Below are 19651 nucleotides of genomic sequence, written 5' to 3' on the forward strand. Positions count from 1 at the left end.
GAATGGGGGCGGCCACCGCCGCTCGCTGTTCCCGGACCACTACCAGTTGAGAGGCGAGTTCCAATCGCGCCGGGGGGCATCCCGGTGACCGGGCCACGGCTGCGGCTGGCCGCCCGCCAGGCGGAAGACCGCCTGGTAGATGTCGGGGTTGTGCGGCAGACGCCAGTGGCCGCCGAGGGCGCGGTGGACGGCCTGCAGAGCCCTCATCGGCCGGGTACCCGTGCGCAGCGAGCTGTAGCGGGCAGCGACTGCGGCCGTACGGCTGCGGCCCGCGACGCAGTGGATCAAGACCCGCTTGCCCTCCCTGCGCAGGCGCAGGACCTCACGGGCGGCCTGGTCGAGGACGAAATCGGGGTCGGTGTTGGCGCCCGGAAGGTCCACAAGCCAGACCTGGACGTGTTCGACGGTGCGTCCGGCCAGGATGGGGTCGGTGCCCACGCGGCAGAGGGACACAACGGCGTCCACGGGTGCGGCCTGGGGAGTTTCGGTGAGCGGGAGGTTGCCGAGGAGCACCCCGCTGTCGTGCGGGTGGACGGCGCGGTAGGCCGGGCCGGACTTGTACGTGGAGGGGATGCGGGAGACGGAGGGCCAGCCGTTGTACTCGTCGCGCCCCTGCCGGGCGGTGAGGACGGCCAGGCGCATCAGGTCGGGGCCCTGGAGGCCCGGCCATCCGTGGACGGACTGCTGCCAGCGGAGCGGGATCGCACCGATGCCCCAGCGCGCGCCGAGGAGCATGCCCGCGATGGCGGCGACGGTGTCGGTGTCGTTGCCCGCGTGGACGGCCGCCTCCAGGGCGTGGGTGAAGTGCTGGCTGCGGAACGATCCGCGCTCGGGGCGGTGCTCGGGGATCGGGGTACGGATGATGGCGGACCAGGCGGCCTGGAGGGCCGACACCACGAAGCCGTTCGGGTTGAAGCGCCGAGGCGGGTTGCTCTCAGCCTCGTCCAGCCACGCCGCCCACTGATCGCGGCGTTCCCCGGGCAGAAGCGCGAGGCCTTCCCGGACACCGTCGAAGGAGCCCTTCAGCACGGCGGTGCGGATGCCCGAGCACCACAGGACGCATGCGTCACCGGCCAGCGGGTCGGCGTGGGTGAGGGAGCTGACCGCGCGTGCCGCCTCGGCCAGCGCGTGGACGTCGCCGAGATGGGCGAGGGCGACGATGCCGGTCCGCATGAGACTGCCGTTCCCGGCGGAGCGGGGGTTGCGGCGGGCGTACCCGGCGGCGGCACTGGTCATGGCGGTGCCGGGCGCGCCGGTGGAGCGGGCGGTGGCGGAGAGGACCGCGCTGGTCTGCATGCCCCGGTCGCTCGCGCCGTTGCGGATCCAGTCGAGGAAGTTGAGCGCGATAGCGTCCAGGGCCTCCGGGGTACGGAGGTCCGCGCCGGTGGCGGCGACCTTGGCGACGCAGACGTGCATCTGCGTGTCGTCCGAGTACTCCCCGGGTGCGTAGGGGCCGAGGCCACCGCCAATCATGGCGGGCCGCTGTCCCGGGAGGAGCTCCGTGCTGCCGAACTCGTAGGGCACGCCGAGGCTGTCTCCGACGGCGGCGCCGATCAGGACGCCGGCGGCGCGGGCGGTGGCCACCTCGCTGAGCGAGACCGGGGTGCGGCGCCGGGCCTGGTCGAGGGCAGGGTTGGACATGGTGCCTCCGGTGTGGTGGGTGGCCACGCTCGTTCAGCGTGGCTGTGTGGGTGGGGAGTTGAGCCTCGGGGCGGGGCGCCGGACGGGCGCTTCCGCACACCCCGGGTGGCTCGGCTGCACCATGCTGACACAGCCTTCGCCTTATCGTCAAGATGACGAATAAAGGTTGCCATGGTCAATATAATGCTGTAAATTATGCATCTCGTGCGGCTTCGGTCCGCCAGTTGCGGGCAGCGAGTGATGCGCGCACGTACCCCTCGACAGACAGGCATGCCGCTTGCCCGTGACCAGCGGACCGACCTGCCACCGAGCCCCACAGCACGAAGCCTCTGGAGGACAACCTTGCCCATCTCCAGCGCCTCACCGAGCGAGCCCAGCGGAATGGCGCAGCTCTCGGACCAGGAGAGCGCCGTCCTGGCGTTCGAGTACCGCCACTGGGCCGCCCACCCGCCCGTCCCAAGCGGCGTCAAGGAGTCCGCGATCCGGCAGGAGCTCGGCATTGCGCCCACGCGCTACTACCAGCTGCTCAACCGTCTCCTGGACGCGGAGCCGGCGCTCGCGCAGTACCCCGTGATGGTCAACCGGCTCCGGGCCGTCCGTGAAGGCGCCCGAGCCGCACGGCAGAGCTCCCACGGCGCCTGACGAACAGCCGCCGCCCATCCCAGCGAAGAAGGAGACCCATGTCCATCGACTGGCGTTCCGTTCCGATGCCGCCGGCACTCGCCGCCCGGCCCCGCACCCGCGCCGGCCTCCCGGTGCCGGCGAACACCCCCTGGAAGGCACCCGGAGCCGAGCCTTCTCTGCGGCTGCACCACACCGAAAGCCTCGGCGACCACCTGACCTGCGACTGCGTCCCGGGCCAGGGGGTGGCGGCGTTCGGCGACCAGTGCCCGGACGAGCAGCGCCGGCTGCTCCTGGAGGAGAGGTGCGGCCTGTGCGGGCGGGAGTTGAAGGAGGGTGACGAGCCGCCGGTTTTCATCGCCGCCGGGGGCCCGCCCGTCTTTGTCGAGCCCGCAATGCACCAGCCCTGCGCCGCATTCGCCATCGCCGCCTGCCCCGTGCTCAGTTCGGCGCGCGACCGGCTCGTCGTCAACTCCTTCACGACGTACACCGTCCACGAGCGCCGGGCGTACGCGCTCGACGACCAGGGCCGGCCGCGGTACCGGGCGTTCGAGGTCGGCCACCCTCTGGGACGGCTGCTCGGTGTTCTCGACTTCTACATCGCCAGCCCCGACGACGGAGTCCCGCAGGCCGTCAACGAGTGGCTGGCGGAACGCCTGGGCGACGCCGCCCCGGGAGCCCCCGGCCACCAGACGAGCACGGTCGCAAGTGCCGATCTGGTGGCGCCCGCAGCTGGCACAACCAGCGCGCCCGACATCCTCGCGCTGGAGGCTCTGGAGCAGTTCGTCCGCCTCTTCCCGCGGCCGCTCGGGTCGGATTCCAACCCCAGTCCTGCCGATGTGGTGAGCGCCGGTCGCGCCCGCGGCGATGCGCAGGTCCATCTCGCCGTCGGTGCCCGCTGGGAAGAGGCTCAGGAAGTACCTGCCCTCTGTGACGCCGTGCTGAGCCGGCCGGTGGAGCTCGCCTTGGCACAGACGGAGAACATGCCCACCTGCCCGGTCTGCTTCGGCCGGCGCTCTGGCACGGCCTCGATCGTCCTGCCGGCGGCAGCCCACGACGCCTGGATGAAGATCCTGGATGCCGGGCCGGCGAACGACGACTAGCACCGCCTCACCCGGCCGCCAACAGCCCCGTCCCGCCTCGGTCCAGCTGTAGCCGCGCCGCCGACCCAGAACGGGGCAGCCGAACTCACACCCACAGACCCTTGCCCAACTAGCCCATGTGCTGTAAATTATTACTTGTCAGGGCGAGGGGCGCCCGCCAAGCCAGTGAGGGGCATCGAGTGAACAAGGAAGTGCGCGATCTGGAGCGGGCGCTGGTGAAGCAGGGTTTCGACGTCGAACGGTCCGCCAAGAACCATCTCATCGTGCGAAAGGACGGACGGCGGCTTGCGACAATCGCGTCGACGCCGTCCGACCCTCGTGCCCTGAAGAACGCCGTCGCGCCGCTTCGGCGCGCTGGGTTCGTCTGGAAGCGCTGACACCCCAACGGCCCGCCGGACAACCGGCGGGCCCAGCCCCCTGCACCATCCCATCCGCCCAGGAGGTTTCAAAAAGTGATCGCCCGCACGCCGGCCACCCGCGGCTGGAGCGCCCAGATCGAGTTCGACCTCGGCGCCCACGACGACGAGCTCCACGATGCCCTGTTCGAGCTGCTTCAGCCGCACGCCGGGACGCCCACCACCACCGAGAGCGGCCGCCTGGCGCTCGTGCTCAGCGTCGAGGCCGAGGACCTCGTCGCGGCGACCTCCCTCGCCGTCCAGATCTGCCGGGACCTCATGTCCCAGGTCGGACACCCGGAGGCCACCCCCATCGGCGCCACGATCACGGAGTAGCGCGACCCTCTCCCACCCGCGCGCCCAAGTGCGCCCCGCCCCGCCCGACCCGACTTATCCACGACGAAAGAGGACTCCAGATGAACGGCCTTCCGGCACCGCAGGCACGGACACTCCTGAAGGAGGCCCTGACCGGCGCGCTGGCCGGCACCACACACCCGTCACCGACGTCCCGCCTGTACATCACGGGGAACGTCCGCAGCGCACTCCTCTCGGACATGTTCGTGGTGACCGGCGCCGTCGGTGAGGGCAAATCGGTCCTGAGGCGCGTGCTCGTCGACCCCGCCCTGCGGGGGCCCGCTGCACGTGCTTGCCGGCTGCCGCGGCTGGCTCAGGCCCGCGTTGTGACCGGCTTCGCCCCCGGCTGCGACGAGAGCGCGATCGACCCCGTCACGGTGGCCAACCTCACCGCCGCGGGCATCCAGCCCCTCCAGTTGTGGACTGCGGTCCTGCTGACGGTCAGTGGCGACATCGAGATGTCCTCCCTCGCGACCTGGGCCGAGCGCTGCGCCTGGGTTGCCAGCACCCCTGACGCCCTCGACCGGTACGCGGCCCGTTGCGCTGCGGAGGACAGCGGCGTCCTGGTCCTCTTCGACGGCCTGGAGATGCTGCACTCCGACCGCGCCACGGTTGAACGCCACGTCCAGGCGGTCCTCGACCTGTCCACCGCCCTCGCCGAAGCCTCGGCCCTCTTCCCCAGCACCAGCAGGCCGCGCATCAAGTTGTTCGTCCGCCCGGACGTTCTCGTCGGGCTGCGGGTCGGCCGGGCGGACGGCAGGTGGCGGCATCACAAGGCCGACCTGTCCTGGGTGCGCGGCAGCTACTCCGCCGACCGCTGGGTCGCCCTGTACGGCCTCCTCTTCCAGCTCCTGGGCAACCACCCCGGGCCCGAGGCCGCGGCTTTCCGCTCGCTGCACGCCGGCTGGCAGCTGGAGGAGGACGGCTCGTTCGATACCCCCAACGATCTGCGCTCGGACCCGGACACCCAGAGGCACCTCCTCAGCCTTCTGATCGACCCCCACATCGACGGGACCCCGCGCCGCGGAACCTTCTACAGCTGGCTGCCGAGCTACCTCCAGGACGCCGCCGGCCGTGTGTCGCCGCGCTCGTTCCTGGCCGCCCTCCTCGGCGCGGTCGACTTCACCGCGGACTCCCACCCTGCCCACGACAGGGCAGTCCACCACGCCGCCGCCCGCATCGGCATGCTGACGGGCACCCGTGAACGGGCCAAGGAGCTCGCCCGCTCCGCTCCCTGGATCGCCGACGCCCTGAACCCGCTCTCGGGTCTGCAGGTGCCGATCCCGCCCGACCAGGCGCTCGACCTGTGGAGCCGGAGCACCCTCCTCGGCCGGCCGCCGGCCCCAGGGGGCCCTGTCGGCCCCCGGCACGCCAACGGCTACGGGCTGATCGAGGACCTGATCAGCGTCGGCGCGATGCGTCTGCGCACCAACGGTGATCTCGACCTTCCCGATCTCCTGCGCCTGGCCCACGGCCTCGGCCGCCGCGGCGGAGTCCCGATGCGGGATCGGACCGGGGAAGTCGCTACGGCCCGCTGACCCAAGCCCGCACGGTTGCTTCGGCCGGGTAGTCTGGCGGGGGCAACCGTGCCGCGCCCGCGCGCTCCCAGCGCCCACACCGCCGGGAGGCCGAAGACGTCTCAGACTCGCACGTGCTGATCGGTACGACTTGTCGGCCTCCTCCTCGGCCGTGGTGTGTGGGCAGCCGGCCGGGCAAGGACGTACACAGTGACCGATCCGAAGAACCGTGCAGCGCAGCGCGCTGTACGGCGGTACCAGCGCGAGAACCCCGGCACCACCCTTCGCGACGCCCGTGCCGCTGTTGCCGCACGCGCAGGTGCACAAGATGCCCTTCCCGAGCGGATCGTAGGCTGCCCGGCCCCGGCCCCGGCCGAGCCGCTGTACGGCGTGTCGCCTGCCATCTCGGCACTGGTCTGCACCGAACCATGGAACGCCTCGGGCTGGAACCCGGAGACTCGGCAACCGCCCGCCTCGGCGAGCTCGTCCGCGACCTCGACGAGCACACGATGAGGAGCCTGCAGGCAGCCACCGGATGGAACGGTGAACTGTTCTGGCTTGCCATCGGTGTGCTGGGGAACGCAGACGTACCTGAGCTGTTCCCCAGGATCCGCCGCGGCAGCCAGGACAAGACCCGAACCACCGTCGACCTGTCGGCCGGCCTAGCGCAGCATGGCCAGCGGGCCCTTCTCTATGACCTCGACCCTCAGATGCGGGCCCTGCCCTGGGCTCCACGCGACGCTGCGGGGGCTCCGGATGTCCCGGTGGCCGGCCCCGTCGTCGTGGACCTGCCGCCGCTCGTGACGATGCTGGACGAGGGGGCGCGAGCGGCCGAGCGCGCGGTACCTGCGGCCTCGGCCCGGATGATCGCGGAGTTGATTCGTCAGCCGGCCGGACCGCGTCTGCGGCACCGTCGCGAGCCTGGCACATCCGATCCGGGACTTCCCGGGAACGGGGACACTCGCACGCCGCCGACTCCTGACAGTCCGTGACCTTGTCCGGCCGCTCGTAGTCGGCCCGCAACGCGCTCTCGCTCGAACGGCGATGTGACCCCGGCAGCCCCTGGCCTGCCGGGTCGCACGCCATGCGGCTTGCCTTGATGAAGCCATGAACTGATTGCACAGCAACGATTAATGCTGTAACTTATTTCTTGTAGGCAGTCGCTGGCACTGCCCTTCTCCCGATGCGCAGACCCGGGGGACGGCTCACACCCGCACGATCCGATTCCTGGGGGTACGTCATGTCCGCACCGAGCAGCCCCACCGCCGCCCGTCCCACGCCCCCCGAGCCTGGCTGGTTCCTCGTGACGGAGGCACTCGGCTTCCGGATCCACCTGGAGGTGGTCCCGGCCGCCCTGGCCCGGGTCCGTGCGGCGGCGCGCGAGCACCTGGCCCCGCACGTCCCGCCCGCCACGATCGAGACCGTCGAGCTGTTCGTCACCGAGCTCCTCACGAACGTGCACAACGCCCTCGGTCCCCACGCGCCAGCCGTCGTCCGGGTCATCCGGGGCGATGGCTTCGTGCACCTCAGCGTGGCGGACCCGGCCCCGAACTCCGGGCCGACCGCCGCGCACAAGCAGCCGGCCGAGGACATCGCATCCCTGTCCGAGAGCGGCCGGGGCCTGCTCCTCATCGACCGCCTCGGCAGCCACCGCAGGATCCGCTTCACCGCGACCGGCAAGCAGATCCACTGCCACGTCGCCGTCGATAGCTGAGTCCGCACCAGCCGGGCCGCGCGCCGGTCCTCACACCTAATCCGTTTGCCCGACGAAGGGTCATCCATGACTTTCTCCGCCTCCTTCCCTCAGCCGGTCATCGGTGGGCGCCACTACGCCGCGCTCGGCAACCGCGAGGAAGCCGCGCACGCCGTCGCGGAAGCGGCCGCCTCGGCGTGGCACGGCGCGCACGGCGGCAACCGCATCGAGGTGGCCATCGGCGTCGTCGCCAGCCTGGCCGTGTGCCCCTTCAAGGGCGACAGCGCCCCCCGCTACGCCGACTGGTTCATGGGTCTCGACGACCAGGCCCTCGCCGAGGTCTACCGCAAGTTCTGGACGCGGTGGTGGATCCTGCGTCCGGACCTGGTGAACCGCGCCCGGCCGCTCCACGAGTGGCTGCAGGACGACGAGCAGATCACGCGCAACGCCCACGCGGCCCGTGCTGTCACCCACGCCGTTCTCAAGGCCGGGATCCTCGACCTCGTCGGAAGCCTCGACCCCTACTGGCGCACCGACACCGACCTGCTCGGCTGGGTCGTCACGCTGATGCGTTCCTCCGGCGAGCAGCGCGCCCTCGCCGAGTTCCCGACGCCCCCGGACATGGCCGCGCTCCTCGGCCGCCTGATGACTCTCGACATCGACTCCGTCTCCCCCGGCCAGTGGTTCGCCGATCCGACGGGAGGCACCGGAGCCCTCGTCCGCCTCATGGCCCAGAGGCTGCGCGAGAACGGCCGCTCTCCCAGCGACTACCGCTGGGCACTGACCGACATCGACCATGTGTCCGCTGCCGTCGCCGCTGCCAACGCCATCCTGTGGGAGCTCGGCCCCAACGTTCTGGTCTGGACCGGCGACACCCTCCAGGAGGGTGACGGACCCGATCGCGCCGCCCGCGAGAAGGAGCAGCTGATCGCCCACCGCGACCGGCTCCTCGGCCACTCCTCCGCCCTCGCCGCCGTCCTCACCCTCGACGCCGCCATCGCCGGCTGACCCACCTAGCCACCCCGGCCGACCACTCCACACCGGACAGGAACCCACCATGCCTGACACCATCCGCCCGGATCCCGCCACCCGCTGGAAGGCGGGAGACCTTGTCGCCTGGGACATCGGCCACGGCGGCACCGTCGTCGTCCGCATCACCTCCGCGGTCCCGGGCCGCATCACCTACGAGTCGAGCGACGGCTGCGTGGAGGCGGCGGAGTCGACCTTCGCGTACACCCTCGACTGGGCCTGCCGCAGGTGGCGCGACGCCACCGCGGAGGAGACCGCCGAGTTCGAGCGCCGGTACCGGCCCGCCCCGCACAACTGGGAGTAGACATGCATCCGACCGACCCGAAAGAGAACGTCGTCGACGCCGTGATCCTCGACGGCGAACTTGTCACAGCCGAACCGGGGACGGACCTTGTCCTCTCCAGTGCCCAGCCGGCCGGGCACCGGCCGCAGGTCGAGCAGCTCGGTCTCATCCGTACCGGCGCGGCCGGCAGCTTCGCCCACTTCGAGTTCTCCGGCACCTCCAACCGCGCCCCCGAGCGCCGCGAGCTGGCGATCCAGCTCGCGGCCTACCACGGCCTGACGCCGGTCCGGCACGCGATCTGGACACGGCAAACCGAGGAGACAGGTCACGAGCTGGTCGACGGAAAGCTCCGTGCGACCAGCCGGACGACGGAGAAGCTGGAGTTGAGGTCGGGGCGCGGTCGCACCGATCTGGAACTGACTGGGGAACTCGGGGCCCTTGCAGCGTTCGCCGAGGTGCTGCCCGACGCCCTGGACGTCGTCGATCGCCTGTCGGCAACGGGCTCACGCCTCTACGCACGCCAGCTCAAGACCCTTGCCGAGGCCGACTACCTGATGACTTCCAGGGAGCAGCCGGCCGCTGTCACGCGCTGGCGCAAGGAGTTCCGCAGGGTGCTGTCCACGGCTACCGGTCGGCGCGCCACGCCGGTCGAACTCGTCCTCCGGGGCGAGTTCCTCCACCGCAGGGAGGAACAGGCCGCCGCCACCGCGCTGGCGGCCCTCGGGCCGCGGTGGCTGGAGAACCCGCGCCGGGCCCTGGAAGCCATCGGCCGGCACTGGCTGGAGAACCCCACCCCCGTGGTCGCCCTCGGCGGGCCCGGTATCGCCCGGCCGGCGGCGCCGGCCGAACTCGAAACCGCCGCCGGTCGGTAGGCCTGCGAGCTATCCCCGCCGTCCGGCCGGCCGTCGCCGGCCGGGCCCGTTCCTGGAGTACCTGTGCCCAACCTCGCCTTGTCCCCTGCGGAGGTCGCCCGCCTTCCTCTGTTCCAGTCCGCCCGCGCACGGCGCATGCTCATGCCGGAGGACGGCGCCGACCACGCACGCACGATCGCCGACACTGTCCGCGACGCCTGGCTCACCACCAACGGCGGCGCCGGCATCGAAGTCGCCATCGGTACCACGGCCATCCTGGCGATCCTGCCTGTCATCGATCCTGATGCCGCAGCGCTCGCCGGGCGGATCGCGGCCCTCTCCCCGGCTACGGTCACTGAACTGCTGGACCGGGCCTGGCAGCGCCTGTGGTGGCAGCAGCCGGACATTGTCGATCGCGCCCGGCCCCTGCGGGCATGGCTCGACGCCCCCCAGGCATGGCAGCAGCACGGTGCTCTCGTGGCCGCTCAGACCTGCATCCGCACCGGCCTTCTGGAGCTCGCCAGCGACCACGAACGGGCTGTCAGCGGCGACGTGCTCGGCCGTCTCCTCCAGCAGCTGCGAGGGCATGCGGACAAGCAGAGTCGCGGCGAGTTCCACACCCCGGCGGGAGTCACCGACTTCATGGCCGAGGTCTTCGATGTCGCTGGCACCGTGACGGACTGGAGCATCGGGGAGCCGGCCGCGGGCAGCGGCGCCATGTGGCGCGCCATCGCCCGCCACATGGTCACCGCAGGGGAGGACCCTGCCAAGAAGTGCTGGATCGGTGCGGAGATCGACCCTTTGGCAGCCGCGGTCCTGGCCGCCAACAGTGTGATCTGGAGGCTCGGGCCGGACGTCCTGATCGCGGCTGCGGACGCTCTCGCCACCCGCGACAGCGGTCTCGGTCGTGCCGCCGAGGAGCGCGCAGCTTCCTTCGCCCGTCGTGACGCCGCCCTGGTGCTGGTCCGGGAGGCCACCGGGCGGCCGGGCCACCCGTGAGGCCGGCCCGCTTCAGGGTTGCCAAGATTTCAGAAGTGCTGTAAATTATTTCTTGAAGCGAGAGGAGGCAGCCACTCCCGCTCTCCCCGCCTTCGTTCTCAGATCGGATCCGCCATGCGCAAGCTTCCTGTTCTCGTGACCGCCATGACCGCCGGTGCCATAGCCCTGACCGGATGTTCCAGCAAGCCCTCGGGGCCGCCCACGTGCCCGACCGTGTCGATGCCCGGCGGCGACTTCGTCCCCGACTACGCCCCCCGCCCCTGCCTGGTACGTGCGACCGCCCCCGCCTCCACCACATCGGCACGCTCGACGAGCAGGACCATCGCGCCGTCCGCCTCGACCGTGGGCACCCCCGCCGCTCCGGCCCCCGCAGCGAGCGCGGCACCGACCAAGCCCACCGCGAGCGCGCCCAACCTGACGAAGTCCCAGCCGCCGACCAAGACGCGGCGCTGACGCGCCTTCCCGAGATCGGAGAACCATGTCCGGCGACATGCCCTTGAGCCTCGTATTCGCGTCGTGCCCTCCGGCCCAGGTCGCACCCCTTCTCGCGGCCCTGGCCGACCACGGCTACGAGCGGTTCTGCCCCGAGCACCTGAACAACCCGGACATCCGGTGCCTTCCGCTCGGCCTCGACGGTACGGACGCCGAACTCTATGAGTGGGAGATCCACGACCTGTACGCGGCGCTGCGCCGCGCCGCGCCGCAGGCCGGCTTCGCCGTCGTGGGCGGTGCGAGCGAGGAGGGACCCGGGGTGCTGCGGATGAACCACCCAAGGCTCGGCGACTTCCCCGCCAACGTCCCGTCGGAGAACCACCGGCTCTCGCCGCTGTTCACCACCCCACAGATCACCGCCATGCTCGCCCGCAGCGCGAACCACCCGGACGCCGCCCTCCGGCTCCATGTCGCCCTCGGACAGCCGTGGAGCCGCCAGTTCGAGAGCATCACGCCAGGCTGCCTGGTGGCCGCCCCCGGGTGGCGCGCCGCTACCCCCGAGGACCCGCAGTGAGCGCCTTCCCGCAGGTGGAACTGGCGGCTTACCGCACTGAGGCGGCGCCCCCCGGCGCCAGGGCTGCGGCCCGGCGCATTCTCACCAGGTCCGGCGGCATCCTCGCCGGTCCGGCCAGTCGGACCCGGCCGACGTCGTCCGGGCGGACCGTCACGCAGCACGTGGCGGTCACCGGGTACGGCCTCGCGCATGGAACCGTCATGGCGGCCTGTGACGGGGCTCGGCCGCTGGTCGAGGACCACCTCTTGATCAGCGTCGACGCGGTACAGCCCACCGCCCGCTGCACACGATTCGCCTGCGCTGCCCTGTGGGCCGCAGTCACCCCTAGCACCTGAGGCCCGCCGCCCAGCGGACCCACCGGAGACCGACATGCCCATCACCCGTCCGCCCGGCCGCGGAAGCGTCCGGATGGCCTTCGAGCGCGCCGTCCACCCCGCGACGAAGCTGCCCCTGCTCGGCTCGCAGGCCGAAGACGCCACGTGCGGCGGCTGCGCCCATCTCTACCGCAGGGCGTCCGCCCGGGGCCAGACCCTCAACTGCGCCCGCAAGGCGTCCCGGACCCGGCCCGGCGCCAACATCCAGCCCGTCTTCCCCGCGTGCACCGCCTACGAGCCCGGCACCCCCGCCATCGGGTAGTCCGGCCGCCACCGGCCGGGGAAGACAGCTTCCCCGGCCGACCCTGTGCTCAGATCACAACCCGCCGCCCGGCGGCCGTGGCCTTCGCGCCACCGAGCCGCCCCCGCCAACCCCAGGAGTGACCATGACCGGATCCATCCGCGCCACTGACGGACGCACGCTCGGCGACCGCGCGAAGCTGACCCGCGAGAATCTGCTGACCTGCCTGACCGGCCTCCTCGCGGACAAGGGCTGCGGCGACGCGAAGGTGGTTGACGTCGCCAAGGCGGCCAACACGTCGCCGGCGACGTTCTACCAGTACTTCCCCGACATCGACTCCGCGCTCCTGGCCCTGGGCCAGCGCGCCGTCGAGGACGCTCGCGCCCACGCCTTCACCGACACCGCTTCCGCGGAGGCCGTCGCAGGGGAGTTCTTCGCTCTCCGGCGCAAGCACCGTGTCGTCCTTGCCGCACTCGACTCGCGCGCGGCCCGTGGAGACCAGCGGTTCACCGCCATCGACCGGCAGTTCCGCGCGCCCGTCACCGCGGCGCTCGCCGCACTGGCCAAGGAGCGCGACCCGTCGGCTGCCGACGACCTCATCCAGCAGCGCGTTCTCCCCCTCGTCCTGATGCTCTCCGCGGCCAGTCGCGACACCAGCCGGTCCCAGGGCAAGGCAACCCGCGCGATCGCGCAGTCCACGACCCGGATCGTCGGCATGGTGCTCGCAACTCCTGCGCAGCTCGCTGCCTGACCGGGCGGCAACCCCAACCCCGCAGGCGGGAGCGGTCCACACGGCTGCTCCCGCCAGTTGGGCAGGCCACAAGCCGACGCGATGTCCCAAGCGCGCCAGCCGCCACAGCGAGGATGCTCATGCCGGCAACGGGCGGACGGCATGAATGACCAGCACCTATGGTGCAACCCGCAGGGCAACGCTCCAGAACGCGAGAGGATCAACCATGGGTAGCATTCCCGTCATGGCAGGCCAGCTCTACCGCGACCTGGCCCCCGACATGAAGGCCCGCGACCGGCGCCTGCGCGTCCTCGCCGTAGGCCCCGAACGCGCCGACCTCGCCGTCGAACACGACCTCGGAGGCCCGGTCGGCCGCAAGACCCACGCCAGCATCGCCCGGCTGCGGTCCTCGGCGTTCGAGCTGATCGAGGACGCGACTGATGCCGACCCGCAGTACCTCGCTGTTCTGGCTGCGGTCACGGACGTCCACCAGCCGGACGCCACCCCGGCCGACTACGCACGCGCCGCCCTGCATGCCATCCGCAGGGCGGCACAGTAGCCCACACGGCAGGCGCAGCACCGCCCAACTGGCAGCCGGACGCCGGCCCCCGGCCCCAGCCGGGGACCACCACGCAGCCCCCTGCCAGCCCCACCTGCCACCACCGCGCGTCCGCGGAGTCGACTCGGTGCACGTTCAGGGGCAACCAGCGACCGAGTCGCTTGGGCGCCGTCTTGGGCACGCTCTAACGTGATCGCATGACCCGACAGGACCCCGTTCCGCCGCTCACCACGGCGCAGCGCCAGGCGCTTCTGTCAGCCGACGAAGCGACCGGTGAAGTGGCGGGCATCCGCTCGGTGCTGGATGCCTTGGTCGGCTCCCGCCTGGCCATCGTGTACGGCCGGCGCGGCGCTGTGTACCTCACACCGGCCGGCCGCATCCTGCGGGCCCGGCTCGCCTCCGGGCCCGAGGTGCCAGCCGCTCCTGCGGATGATCGGGGCTTCCGTCCGGCAACCGGCGACGGCCTCGGTGCACCTGCCGCAGGTGGTGACCGGGTCCGAGAGGTGGAACAGGCCTGGGCCGGGGTGATGGAGATCCGGCGGCTCAACGGCAGCGCAGGCGCGCCGGCGCCCTGGGAACTGGCGCGGAGGGAGTGGTCGGTCTCCCTCGCCCTGGAGGCGGCCGGGATACCCTCCTCCGCGGTCGACGGGCGGGGCCGCCGGGTTCGGTCCGGCTGCCGGGTCGTCGGCGGCCTGGAGGCGGGCGAGGTCCGTGTCGAGTGGCGTGGTCCGGACTCCTACCAGGCCAGGCGGGAGGCGCCCGTCCGCCTACAGGAGTGCCTCGTCGCCCTGGCCGCGTGCGGGTGGGAAGCGACGCTGTATCAACGCTCGGGCGGAGAGCACTTCCTGACGGTCGTTCCTATGCCAGCCGCGGGCGCCTGACCCCTCACCGCACGCGGCAGGTTGCTCAACTCTTATTGATGCTGTAAATTATTTGTTGTGCCGCTCGGTGACACCTCCCGCGGCCGTGAATCCCGCCCGCAGTCCACCGATCGTGAGGACGCATGTCCGTCGCCAACTCCGACACGACTCCCTCCCTCTCCAGCGCCAACGCCTGGAGGGCCTCCGACCCGCTCCGGCTCCCCGTCTGGCGCACCCAGGTGCGGGACTACTTCCGCCAGCGGCCGATCCACCAGTTCCTCGCCCCGAAGGTCGCGTCCTGGGACGAGCGCCACACCCCGTACGTGCCGGGGCGCAGCGGCCCGATGACGGCCGCGCGGATCCTGGCACTGCAGGAGTCTCAGCGGCTCGACGACGCCCGCCTGTACTACGCCGACGAGGACATGACGGCGCTGTCGGTGGCCGTCGGGGCGAAGCGGCCCGAGGAGCCGCTCTCCATCGACCGCATGCCTTCCCCGGTGGGGTTCATGGTCTTCGCCACCGCCCTTGGCTCCTACACGGCGACCAGCCGGGAGATGTTCGGCGTCGTCCCGCTGCCCGACGAGACCCCCACGCTCCACGTTCCGATCGTCGCGGCTTCCTGGAGCATCTGGTCGCCCGCCGACTGGAAGCACACCCCGCCGGTCAGCTGGATGTACCGCTCGGCCGACGAGGAGCAGGCGAGGATGCCCGACCGGCGGGGAATCTGGCTCACCTACTACAGCACCCGGAGCATGGGGTTCGAGATGCTGGCACCTGGGACGCGCCTGGGCACCGAGACCCTCACCGGCCGCGCCATGACCGCCGGCGACCAGGTTCGCCGGTCGATGGGCCACGCCCCGCTCAGCCGCGTCGACACGGTCTTCCTCCCGTTCGACGACCCCTTCCCTGAGGAGATGCCGTCCGACTCGCCGTACCACTGGACCCAGTCGGTCTACACCGCCTGGCAGCTCGTTCAGCACGAAGGCCGTAACGGCTGGACCGAGACCGAGGACGTCGTCGCTCCGTCCAGGGGCTCTGCCCGCAAGCGCGACCCGCAGCGTGACACCGTTCGCGTGATCCGTCTGCGGCCCAACCGCCGTCCTTCCCGCGAAGCGGCCGAGCGCGACCGCGCCGAGGCCGACACCAAGAACCCCACCCGCTACACCCACCGCTTCCCGGTGCCGCCCTACCGCCGCCCCAACGCGTGCTGGAACAGCGCCATCCACGGCGACGACCCCAAGACCCGGCTCTGCAGGCACGCCGAGCAGATCGTCGCGGGATCCATCCGCGGACCCAGGCACCTCCCGCTGCGCGTCGGCCCCGTCTTCAAGCTCACGCCCTCGCCCGACGCCCCGGCCACCGCCGCAGCGGACCAGTGACCACCCGCCGTGTCCCCCCGGCGTACCGCCGGGGGGACACGGCCCCTCCCGGCCGGGCGGCCGTCCCGGCACCGAACTTCTAAGGAGCAAGCATGGGTCACGTTCTCGTCGTCGTCGCCCTCTCACCGACCGCCGTCGAAGACCTCGGGTGCGCCGCCGACGAGGCCCTGGAGGGGCTGGCGGCGGAACAGCCCCGCTGGTCCCGCTGGCTCATCGGCGGCCGGTTCGCCGGTCACTTCTCGCTGCGGCCCGGCGCGGACAGGTCCGGCGAGATCCTTCGCGGGTCACAGGGGCCGCTGGACCGTGCCGACGGAGGCGTGCTCCAGCACCTTGACCTCGCCGCGATGCGCAGAGGCGCGGCGGACCGCGCCCGGGCCGCCCACGGCCGCTGGCGGGAGATCGATGCTGCGGCACCGGGCACACTGCCGATGTCCCACTTCCACACCCTCCATCTGGCCGCACCGGCCAGCTTCCCGCTCCACGTCGCCCGCCAGGCCCACGCTGCCCAGCCGCAGGTGGCCACCGCCCGCGCCGAGGGGCTGATCGGGCGCCACATCGACCCGGTCGCCGCACTCGCCGACGAACAGCACGCGGTCACCACCGCGGCGGACCGTGCCATCACCGGCAACGGACTGGCCGCCTTCCTCGACCTCGACGGCTGCTGGAGCGCCGACCCCGCCAACATCGGCGATTTGCCCCCGAGCGCCGACTCCGACCGGTTCCACCGCGAGACGAACGACTACATCGCCGCGCTCGACCCCCGCTGCGCCCTCGTCGCCGTCGACCTCACCACCTAACCGCAGGACCCGCCCTCTCTTCCGCCCCGGCACCGGCCGGGGCGGGACGACCAATCAGCATGGAGACCGAACAGTGAACAAGGAGCAGCTCGCCGCGCTCCAGGCCCGGCCGCAGGGACGGGCGACGATCAGCGCCGCCGAGATCGGCGGTCCCGACCGGACCCTGGCGCTCGGGCAGACGCCCTCGCGGTACGCCTGGCACCTCTACCTGGAGACAGGGTGGCTGCACGTCCTGACCTATCACTTCGCCGGCGGCGGGACCATCGTCGAGCATCATGCCGGAACGGTCCTGGCCACCTCCGATCTGACCCCGGGTAAGCTGCTTCGCCCGGAGAGCACCGACGAGCGGTTCGCGCTCCTGGTGCGCGAGCGGGGCTACGACCTGGACTTCGAGGCGTTCAACGCCCGCAGGTACGCCCACTTCGCGGAGCGCGCCTTCCACGGCCCGGTCGTCGAGGCCGGGACGGACCGCCTGGTGGAGCGGACCGGGCCGGCCGTTGCCCCGGCCGCGGGTCCGGTCGGCAGGGAGTTCGCGTTCAAGGTGGTCGCCACCGCTGTGCTTCACGTGCGGGCTGCCACCGATCACGAGGCCAGGACCGTGCTGGACGGCCTGCTGCACACCCCGCTTGCGCTCGACCACACCACCGCAGGTGGGCACCGGATCACCGCGCTGGTGCCGGCGGACGGGTGGCCGGAGGACGTCGGCGACGCGTTGGTCGAGCCGCCGCACACCGCCCGGGAGCCGCGCGGTGTCTCCCCCGCCGCGGGGTCTACCGACGGCACACGGGCGAAGAGCGGTGATCCGAGGTGAACGATCCCGCACTGACGCCGCGTCGCCGGGGCCCGAGGCTTCCGCTCGCTGCCGGGCGGCCGGTCACCCTGTTGCGCCTGCACGGCGCGGCCATCCTCGCCATCCGCGAACCCATCCCTTCCGCGACCCCCTCGCCCATGAGTGCGGAGGAGGCCGCCTGGGTCCGGGCCCACGCCTGGTCGGCGTCCCTGCGGAAAATCGACGACTCCTACCCACACGGCTACTTCTGCTGGTGCGACTGCGAGCGGGGCGTCTGCACGAACTGCGTGGGTGGCCGGCACCACAGTTGCGCCACCCGGAACGGGCCCGTGCCCGGCATGGAGTCGATCACCGACGCCCGGGGCTACGTTCGCGCCCGGGTGGTCACCGCCCCCGGTCAGCGCGCCTGCTCGTGGATCTGCCCGTGCGAGTGCTCGCCCAGCTCGAAAAAGATTGCCTTACGGCATTAGATGCTGTAACTTATATCTACATGGGGGGGGTTGGCGCCCGGAAGCCCGCGAAGTGGGCAGGCTCGTGGCCCGCAGGCCCGGCCGACGCGCCAGGCCCCGGCCAGACGGCCCGTCAACCGTCGTCTTCGACGGCTTCTCGCATTCCGACCGCGAAAGGGATCCACCGTGGACATCGAAGGAATCGACATCGAGTACAGAGTGCCGCTGGAGGAACTGGAGTACGTCGAGATGACGACGCCCGAGCTGGCCTCCGCGCTCCGCGAAGGCGCCGTGATCGAGGCGGCACCGACCCACGACCTCCGCTACGAAGTGTCGCTGGAGGGTGTGCTCCAGGTCGTCATCGCGGCGATGGGCAGCGACGGTGCGGCCCAGCTGCGCACCGCGCTCTCCGCCTCCCTTGACGGCACGTCGACGGCCACGGTGCAGACGGGCGTCGCCATTCCACTCGACGACTCCCTCGACCGTGCACAGGCCGCTCTGCTCGTCCGTGCCCTGGACGCACTCGCGATCGTCACCGGAAGCTGACCTCCGCACGCCGACAGCCACCCGGGCGGCCCGCCGGTGGCCGGACCCGTGAACCTCGCCCGGCCCGGTCTCGGGCCGCTTGATCACATCACGGGTCCGGCCGCCGCCCATGGAGCCGACCGCTGATCATCGCGCGCCCAATCGCATCCGCCGAACCCTCGACCGGGTCAGCGGAAGCGGCCGGCCACCCCAGGGTGCAGTCCCCTGGCGGGCGCCCCGAGGCCGAGCCGTGCGGCGCTGTCGCGTCTGGCGCCGTCTTGTGGAACGTCACCGCGACCGCTGAGACCTCAGCCGACACCCCCGCCCGTCGACGCACTGGGCGCCACCGGGCCGCCGGCCGGCCTCGTCCGCCGCGGCACTGCCCACTCCGCTGGCCCCGACCTCACTCTGCGCGTGCTCGTCGTCGGGATCGCCGACCTCGACGGAGGGCACCGCATCCACCGGGGCCGCGCCGCGGGCCTCACGCGGACACCCCCTTGTCCTCGCCGGGCACCGGGAACTGCAGGTCCACGTGCACGGCGGCAGCGAAGGCACCCCACCGCGCGTCCTCGCCCGTGACCTCCCACGCCGGTGCAGCGCAGCCCGACACGACCAGACGAAGGAGAGCCCCTCAATGACGACCGACACGGGATCCCAGGAACTGCCGAGCTTCCAGAACCTCCCGCTGCACCCCAACGGCCATCTCGGCCTCGTCCGGGACGGCGCCCTGGTGACCGTGCTGCGCATGGAGGGGCAGGAGCACATCCTCGGTGTGCGGCACAGCTGCGTGGTCTGCGACGAGGGCTCTCAGCTGCAGGTGGGCGCCCGCGCGGTCGAGGTCACCAACCCGTGTTCCTACCCGGACGGCATCACCACCGAGACCATCCTCCATGTCCCCTCGGGAAGGATCGTCATCGCCGACGACCTTCGCGCCGTCTACGGCTGGGACCGGGAGACGATCGGCGACTACAACACCGCCGCTGGCCAGGACCGCGCCATCCGCTCACTGGCCGCCGCCGGCTGCGCCTTCGGCCCCGTCGGCAACAGCTGCCCCGGCCTCTATCGCACCAGCCCCGACACCTACGTGATCGCCACTGCGGGCTACCACGAGAACGGAAGCGAAGACCAGCTCGCTGGGGCGGAGCGCGTCGCCGGCATCATCACGGACCTGTGGGCGTACTCGATCGCCGACCTCGACGACTTCACTGCCCGTGGCGGCAGTGTCGCCGCACTCGCCTGGAGCGCCGACATCGTCGACATCACCCCCGGCACCTACCAGGTCACCCACCACACCGGGGAAGTCGGCTTCGACCACGACGCGCCCGGCGCCCTCACCTTCGCCCACATCCGGCGCATCGCCTGATCACTTCACGGCCGCAGGGACCGGACAGCGCTGGACCACCCCGACATCTACCGTCCCTCCCCGCGCGCCATCACGACCACGCCCGAGACGAG

24 protein-coding genes are annotated in these 19651 nt (G+C 71.8%); 23 read left to right on the forward strand and 1 reads right to left on the reverse strand.

All coding sequences use genetic code 11. The features are described 5' to 3' along the window. Positions 1 to 39: 39 nt before the first annotated feature. Positions 40 to 1668 (reverse strand): ADP-ribosylglycohydrolase family protein, encoded by a 1629-nt coding sequence (locus ACFRMQ_RS00005; protein ID WP_380725082.1) that lies wholly within the window; start codon positions 1666 to 1668, stop codon positions 40 to 42. A gap of 315 nt (positions 1669 to 1983) precedes the next feature. Between ACFRMQ_RS00005 and ACFRMQ_RS00010 the strand changes: the two genes are divergently transcribed. From ACFRMQ_RS00010 to ACFRMQ_RS00120, 23 genes are all read left to right on the forward strand, one after another. Beyond that, on the forward strand, positions 1984 to 2283 hold the full coding sequence (locus tag ACFRMQ_RS00010; protein ID WP_380725084.1) for a DUF3263 domain-containing protein: 300 nt from the start codon (positions 1984 to 1986) through the stop codon (positions 2281 to 2283). A 38-nt stretch (positions 2284 to 2321) separates the two neighbouring features. Beyond that, positions 2322 to 3365, forward strand: coding sequence for a hypothetical protein (locus tag ACFRMQ_RS00015; protein ID WP_380725086.1), 1044 nt, complete (start codon positions 2322 to 2324; stop codon positions 3363 to 3365). Positions 3366 to 3544: 179 nt separating this feature from the next. Next, on the forward strand, positions 3545 to 3742 hold the full coding sequence (locus ACFRMQ_RS00020) for a type II toxin-antitoxin system HicA family toxin (RefSeq protein ID WP_380725088.1): 198 nt from the start codon (positions 3545 to 3547) through the stop codon (positions 3740 to 3742). Positions 3743 to 3817: 75 nt separating this feature from the next. Continuing rightward, entirely contained in the window at positions 3818 to 4096 is a 279-nt protein-coding gene (locus tag ACFRMQ_RS00025) for a hypothetical protein (protein WP_380725090.1), read from the forward strand. A gap of 80 nt (positions 4097 to 4176) precedes the next feature. Then, positions 4177 to 5652 (forward strand): hypothetical protein, encoded by a 1476-nt coding sequence (locus ACFRMQ_RS00030; RefSeq protein ID WP_380725092.1) that lies wholly within the window; start codon positions 4177 to 4179, stop codon positions 5650 to 5652. 407 nt (positions 5653 to 6059) lie between these two features. Then, a complete protein-coding gene (locus ACFRMQ_RS00035) occupies positions 6060 to 6623 on the forward strand; it encodes a hypothetical protein (protein ID WP_380725094.1) in 564 nt (187 codons plus the stop codon). Positions 6624 to 6871: 248 nt separating this feature from the next. After that, positions 6872 to 7345: an ATP-binding protein gene (locus ACFRMQ_RS00040; protein ID WP_380725096.1), complete on the forward strand. Its 474-nt coding sequence runs from the start codon at positions 6872 to 6874 to the stop codon at positions 7343 to 7345. Positions 7346 to 7411: 66 nt separating this feature from the next. Further along, positions 7412 to 8332: a hypothetical protein gene (locus tag ACFRMQ_RS00045; protein ID WP_380725098.1), complete on the forward strand. Its 921-nt coding sequence runs from the start codon at positions 7412 to 7414 to the stop codon at positions 8330 to 8332. A gap of 49 nt (positions 8333 to 8381) precedes the next feature. Beyond that, positions 8382 to 8657: a hypothetical protein gene (locus ACFRMQ_RS00050; protein WP_380725100.1), complete on the forward strand. Its 276-nt coding sequence runs from the start codon at positions 8382 to 8384 to the stop codon at positions 8655 to 8657. Positions 8658 to 8659: 2 nt separating this feature from the next. Beyond that, the gene (locus ACFRMQ_RS00055) at positions 8660 to 9508 is read left to right on the forward strand and encodes a hypothetical protein (RefSeq protein WP_380725102.1); all 849 of its coding nucleotides are present in this window, start codon (positions 8660 to 8662) and stop codon (positions 9506 to 9508) included. A gap of 63 nt (positions 9509 to 9571) precedes the next feature. Continuing rightward, a complete protein-coding gene (locus ACFRMQ_RS00060; RefSeq protein ID WP_380725104.1) occupies positions 9572 to 10486 on the forward strand; it encodes an N-6 DNA methylase in 915 nt (304 codons plus the stop codon). Positions 10487 to 10630: 144 nt separating this feature from the next. Then, positions 10631 to 10939, forward strand: coding sequence for a hypothetical protein (locus tag ACFRMQ_RS00065; RefSeq protein ID WP_380725106.1), 309 nt, complete (start codon positions 10631 to 10633; stop codon positions 10937 to 10939). A 37-nt stretch (positions 10940 to 10976) separates the two neighbouring features. After that, on the forward strand, positions 10977 to 11492 hold the full coding sequence (locus ACFRMQ_RS00070; RefSeq protein WP_380725108.1) for a hypothetical protein: 516 nt from the start codon (positions 10977 to 10979) through the stop codon (positions 11490 to 11492). Positions 11493 to 11861: 369 nt separating this feature from the next. Further along, positions 11862 to 12128 (forward strand): hypothetical protein, encoded by a 267-nt coding sequence (locus tag ACFRMQ_RS00075; protein WP_380725110.1) that lies wholly within the window; start codon positions 11862 to 11864, stop codon positions 12126 to 12128. A 124-nt stretch (positions 12129 to 12252) separates the two neighbouring features. Next, the gene (locus ACFRMQ_RS00080; RefSeq protein WP_380725112.1) at positions 12253 to 12858 is read left to right on the forward strand and encodes a TetR/AcrR family transcriptional regulator; all 606 of its coding nucleotides are present in this window, start codon (positions 12253 to 12255) and stop codon (positions 12856 to 12858) included. Positions 12859 to 13081: 223 nt separating this feature from the next. Continuing rightward, on the forward strand, positions 13082 to 13396 hold the full coding sequence (locus ACFRMQ_RS00085; protein ID WP_380725114.1) for a DUF6354 family protein: 315 nt from the start codon (positions 13082 to 13084) through the stop codon (positions 13394 to 13396). Between the two features lie 197 nt (positions 13397 to 13593). Beyond that, positions 13594 to 14277, forward strand: a complete 684-nt coding sequence (locus ACFRMQ_RS00090) for a hypothetical protein (protein WP_380725116.1) — start codon at positions 13594 to 13596, stop codon at positions 14275 to 14277. A gap of 122 nt (positions 14278 to 14399) precedes the next feature. Next, entirely contained in the window at positions 14400 to 15635 is a 1236-nt protein-coding gene (locus tag ACFRMQ_RS00095; RefSeq protein ID WP_380725118.1) for a hypothetical protein, read from the forward strand. Between the two features lie 92 nt (positions 15636 to 15727). Further along, positions 15728 to 16432, forward strand: a complete 705-nt coding sequence (locus ACFRMQ_RS00100; protein WP_380725120.1) for a hypothetical protein — start codon at positions 15728 to 15730, stop codon at positions 16430 to 16432. A 73-nt stretch (positions 16433 to 16505) separates the two neighbouring features. Continuing rightward, positions 16506 to 17243 (forward strand): hypothetical protein, encoded by a 738-nt coding sequence (locus tag ACFRMQ_RS00105; protein ID WP_380725122.1) that lies wholly within the window; start codon positions 16506 to 16508, stop codon positions 17241 to 17243. After that, the gene (locus ACFRMQ_RS00110; protein WP_380725124.1) at positions 17240 to 17692 is read left to right on the forward strand and encodes a DUF6248 family natural product biosynthesis protein; all 453 of its coding nucleotides are present in this window, start codon (positions 17240 to 17242) and stop codon (positions 17690 to 17692) included. The genes ACFRMQ_RS00105 and ACFRMQ_RS00110 overlap by 4 nt, the downstream gene beginning before the upstream one ends. A 165-nt stretch (positions 17693 to 17857) precedes the next feature. Next, entirely contained in the window at positions 17858 to 18217 is a 360-nt protein-coding gene (locus ACFRMQ_RS00115; protein ID WP_380725126.1) for a hypothetical protein, read from the forward strand. A 613-nt stretch (positions 18218 to 18830) separates the two neighbouring features. Then, entirely contained in the window at positions 18831 to 19559 is a 729-nt protein-coding gene (locus ACFRMQ_RS00120; protein ID WP_380725128.1) for a hypothetical protein, read from the forward strand. The last annotated feature ends 92 nt before the right edge of the window (positions 19560 to 19651 follow it).

Origin of the sequence: Kitasatospora sp. NPDC056783 (assembly GCF_042789895.1) — a bacterium.
Taxonomy (GTDB): Bacteria; Actinomycetota; Actinomycetes; order Streptomycetales; family Streptomycetaceae; genus Kitasatospora.

What these genes read in the sequence shown, in the direction of transcription:
- ACFRMQ_RS00045 (WP_380725098.1), top strand. Translation starts at nt 7,412, where the DNA reads ATGACTTTCTCCGCCTCCTTCCCTCAGCCGGTCATCGGTGGGCGCCAC.
- ACFRMQ_RS00100 (WP_380725120.1), top strand. Translation starts at nt 15,728, where the DNA reads ATGGGTCACGTTCTCGTCGTCGTCGCCCTCTCACCGACCGCCGTCGAA.
- ACFRMQ_RS00075 (WP_380725110.1), top strand. Translation starts at nt 11,862, where the DNA reads ATGCCCATCACCCGTCCGCCCGGCCGCGGAAGCGTCCGGATGGCCTTC.
- ACFRMQ_RS00035 (WP_380725094.1), top strand. Translation starts at nt 6,060, where the DNA reads ATGGAACGCCTCGGGCTGGAACCCGGAGACTCGGCAACCGCCCGCCTC.
- ACFRMQ_RS00095 (WP_380725118.1), top strand. Translation starts at nt 14,400, where the DNA reads ATGTCCGTCGCCAACTCCGACACGACTCCCTCCCTCTCCAGCGCCAAC.
- ACFRMQ_RS00030 (WP_380725092.1), top strand. Translation starts at nt 4,177, where the DNA reads ATGAACGGCCTTCCGGCACCGCAGGCACGGACACTCCTGAAGGAGGCC.
- ACFRMQ_RS00040 (WP_380725096.1), top strand. Translation starts at nt 6,872, where the DNA reads ATGTCCGCACCGAGCAGCCCCACCGCCGCCCGTCCCACGCCCCCCGAG.
- ACFRMQ_RS00085 (WP_380725114.1), top strand. Translation starts at nt 13,082, where the DNA reads ATGGCAGGCCAGCTCTACCGCGACCTGGCCCCCGACATGAAGGCCCGC.
- ACFRMQ_RS00090 (WP_380725116.1), top strand. Translation starts at nt 13,594, where the DNA reads ATGACCCGACAGGACCCCGTTCCGCCGCTCACCACGGCGCAGCGCCAG.
- ACFRMQ_RS00065 (WP_380725106.1), top strand. Translation starts at nt 10,631, where the DNA reads ATGACCGCCGGTGCCATAGCCCTGACCGGATGTTCCAGCAAGCCCTCG.
- ACFRMQ_RS00120 (WP_380725128.1), top strand. Translation starts at nt 18,831, where the DNA reads ATGACGACCGACACGGGATCCCAGGAACTGCCGAGCTTCCAGAACCTC.
- ACFRMQ_RS00055 (WP_380725102.1), top strand. Translation starts at nt 8,660, where the DNA reads ATGCATCCGACCGACCCGAAAGAGAACGTCGTCGACGCCGTGATCCTC.
- ACFRMQ_RS00070 (WP_380725108.1), top strand. Translation starts at nt 10,977, where the DNA reads ATGCCCTTGAGCCTCGTATTCGCGTCGTGCCCTCCGGCCCAGGTCGCA.
- ACFRMQ_RS00080 (WP_380725112.1), top strand. Translation starts at nt 12,253, where the DNA reads ATGACCGGATCCATCCGCGCCACTGACGGACGCACGCTCGGCGACCGC.
- ACFRMQ_RS00050 (WP_380725100.1), top strand. Translation starts at nt 8,382, where the DNA reads ATGCCTGACACCATCCGCCCGGATCCCGCCACCCGCTGGAAGGCGGGA.
- ACFRMQ_RS00015 (WP_380725086.1), top strand. Translation starts at nt 2,322, where the DNA reads ATGTCCATCGACTGGCGTTCCGTTCCGATGCCGCCGGCACTCGCCGCC.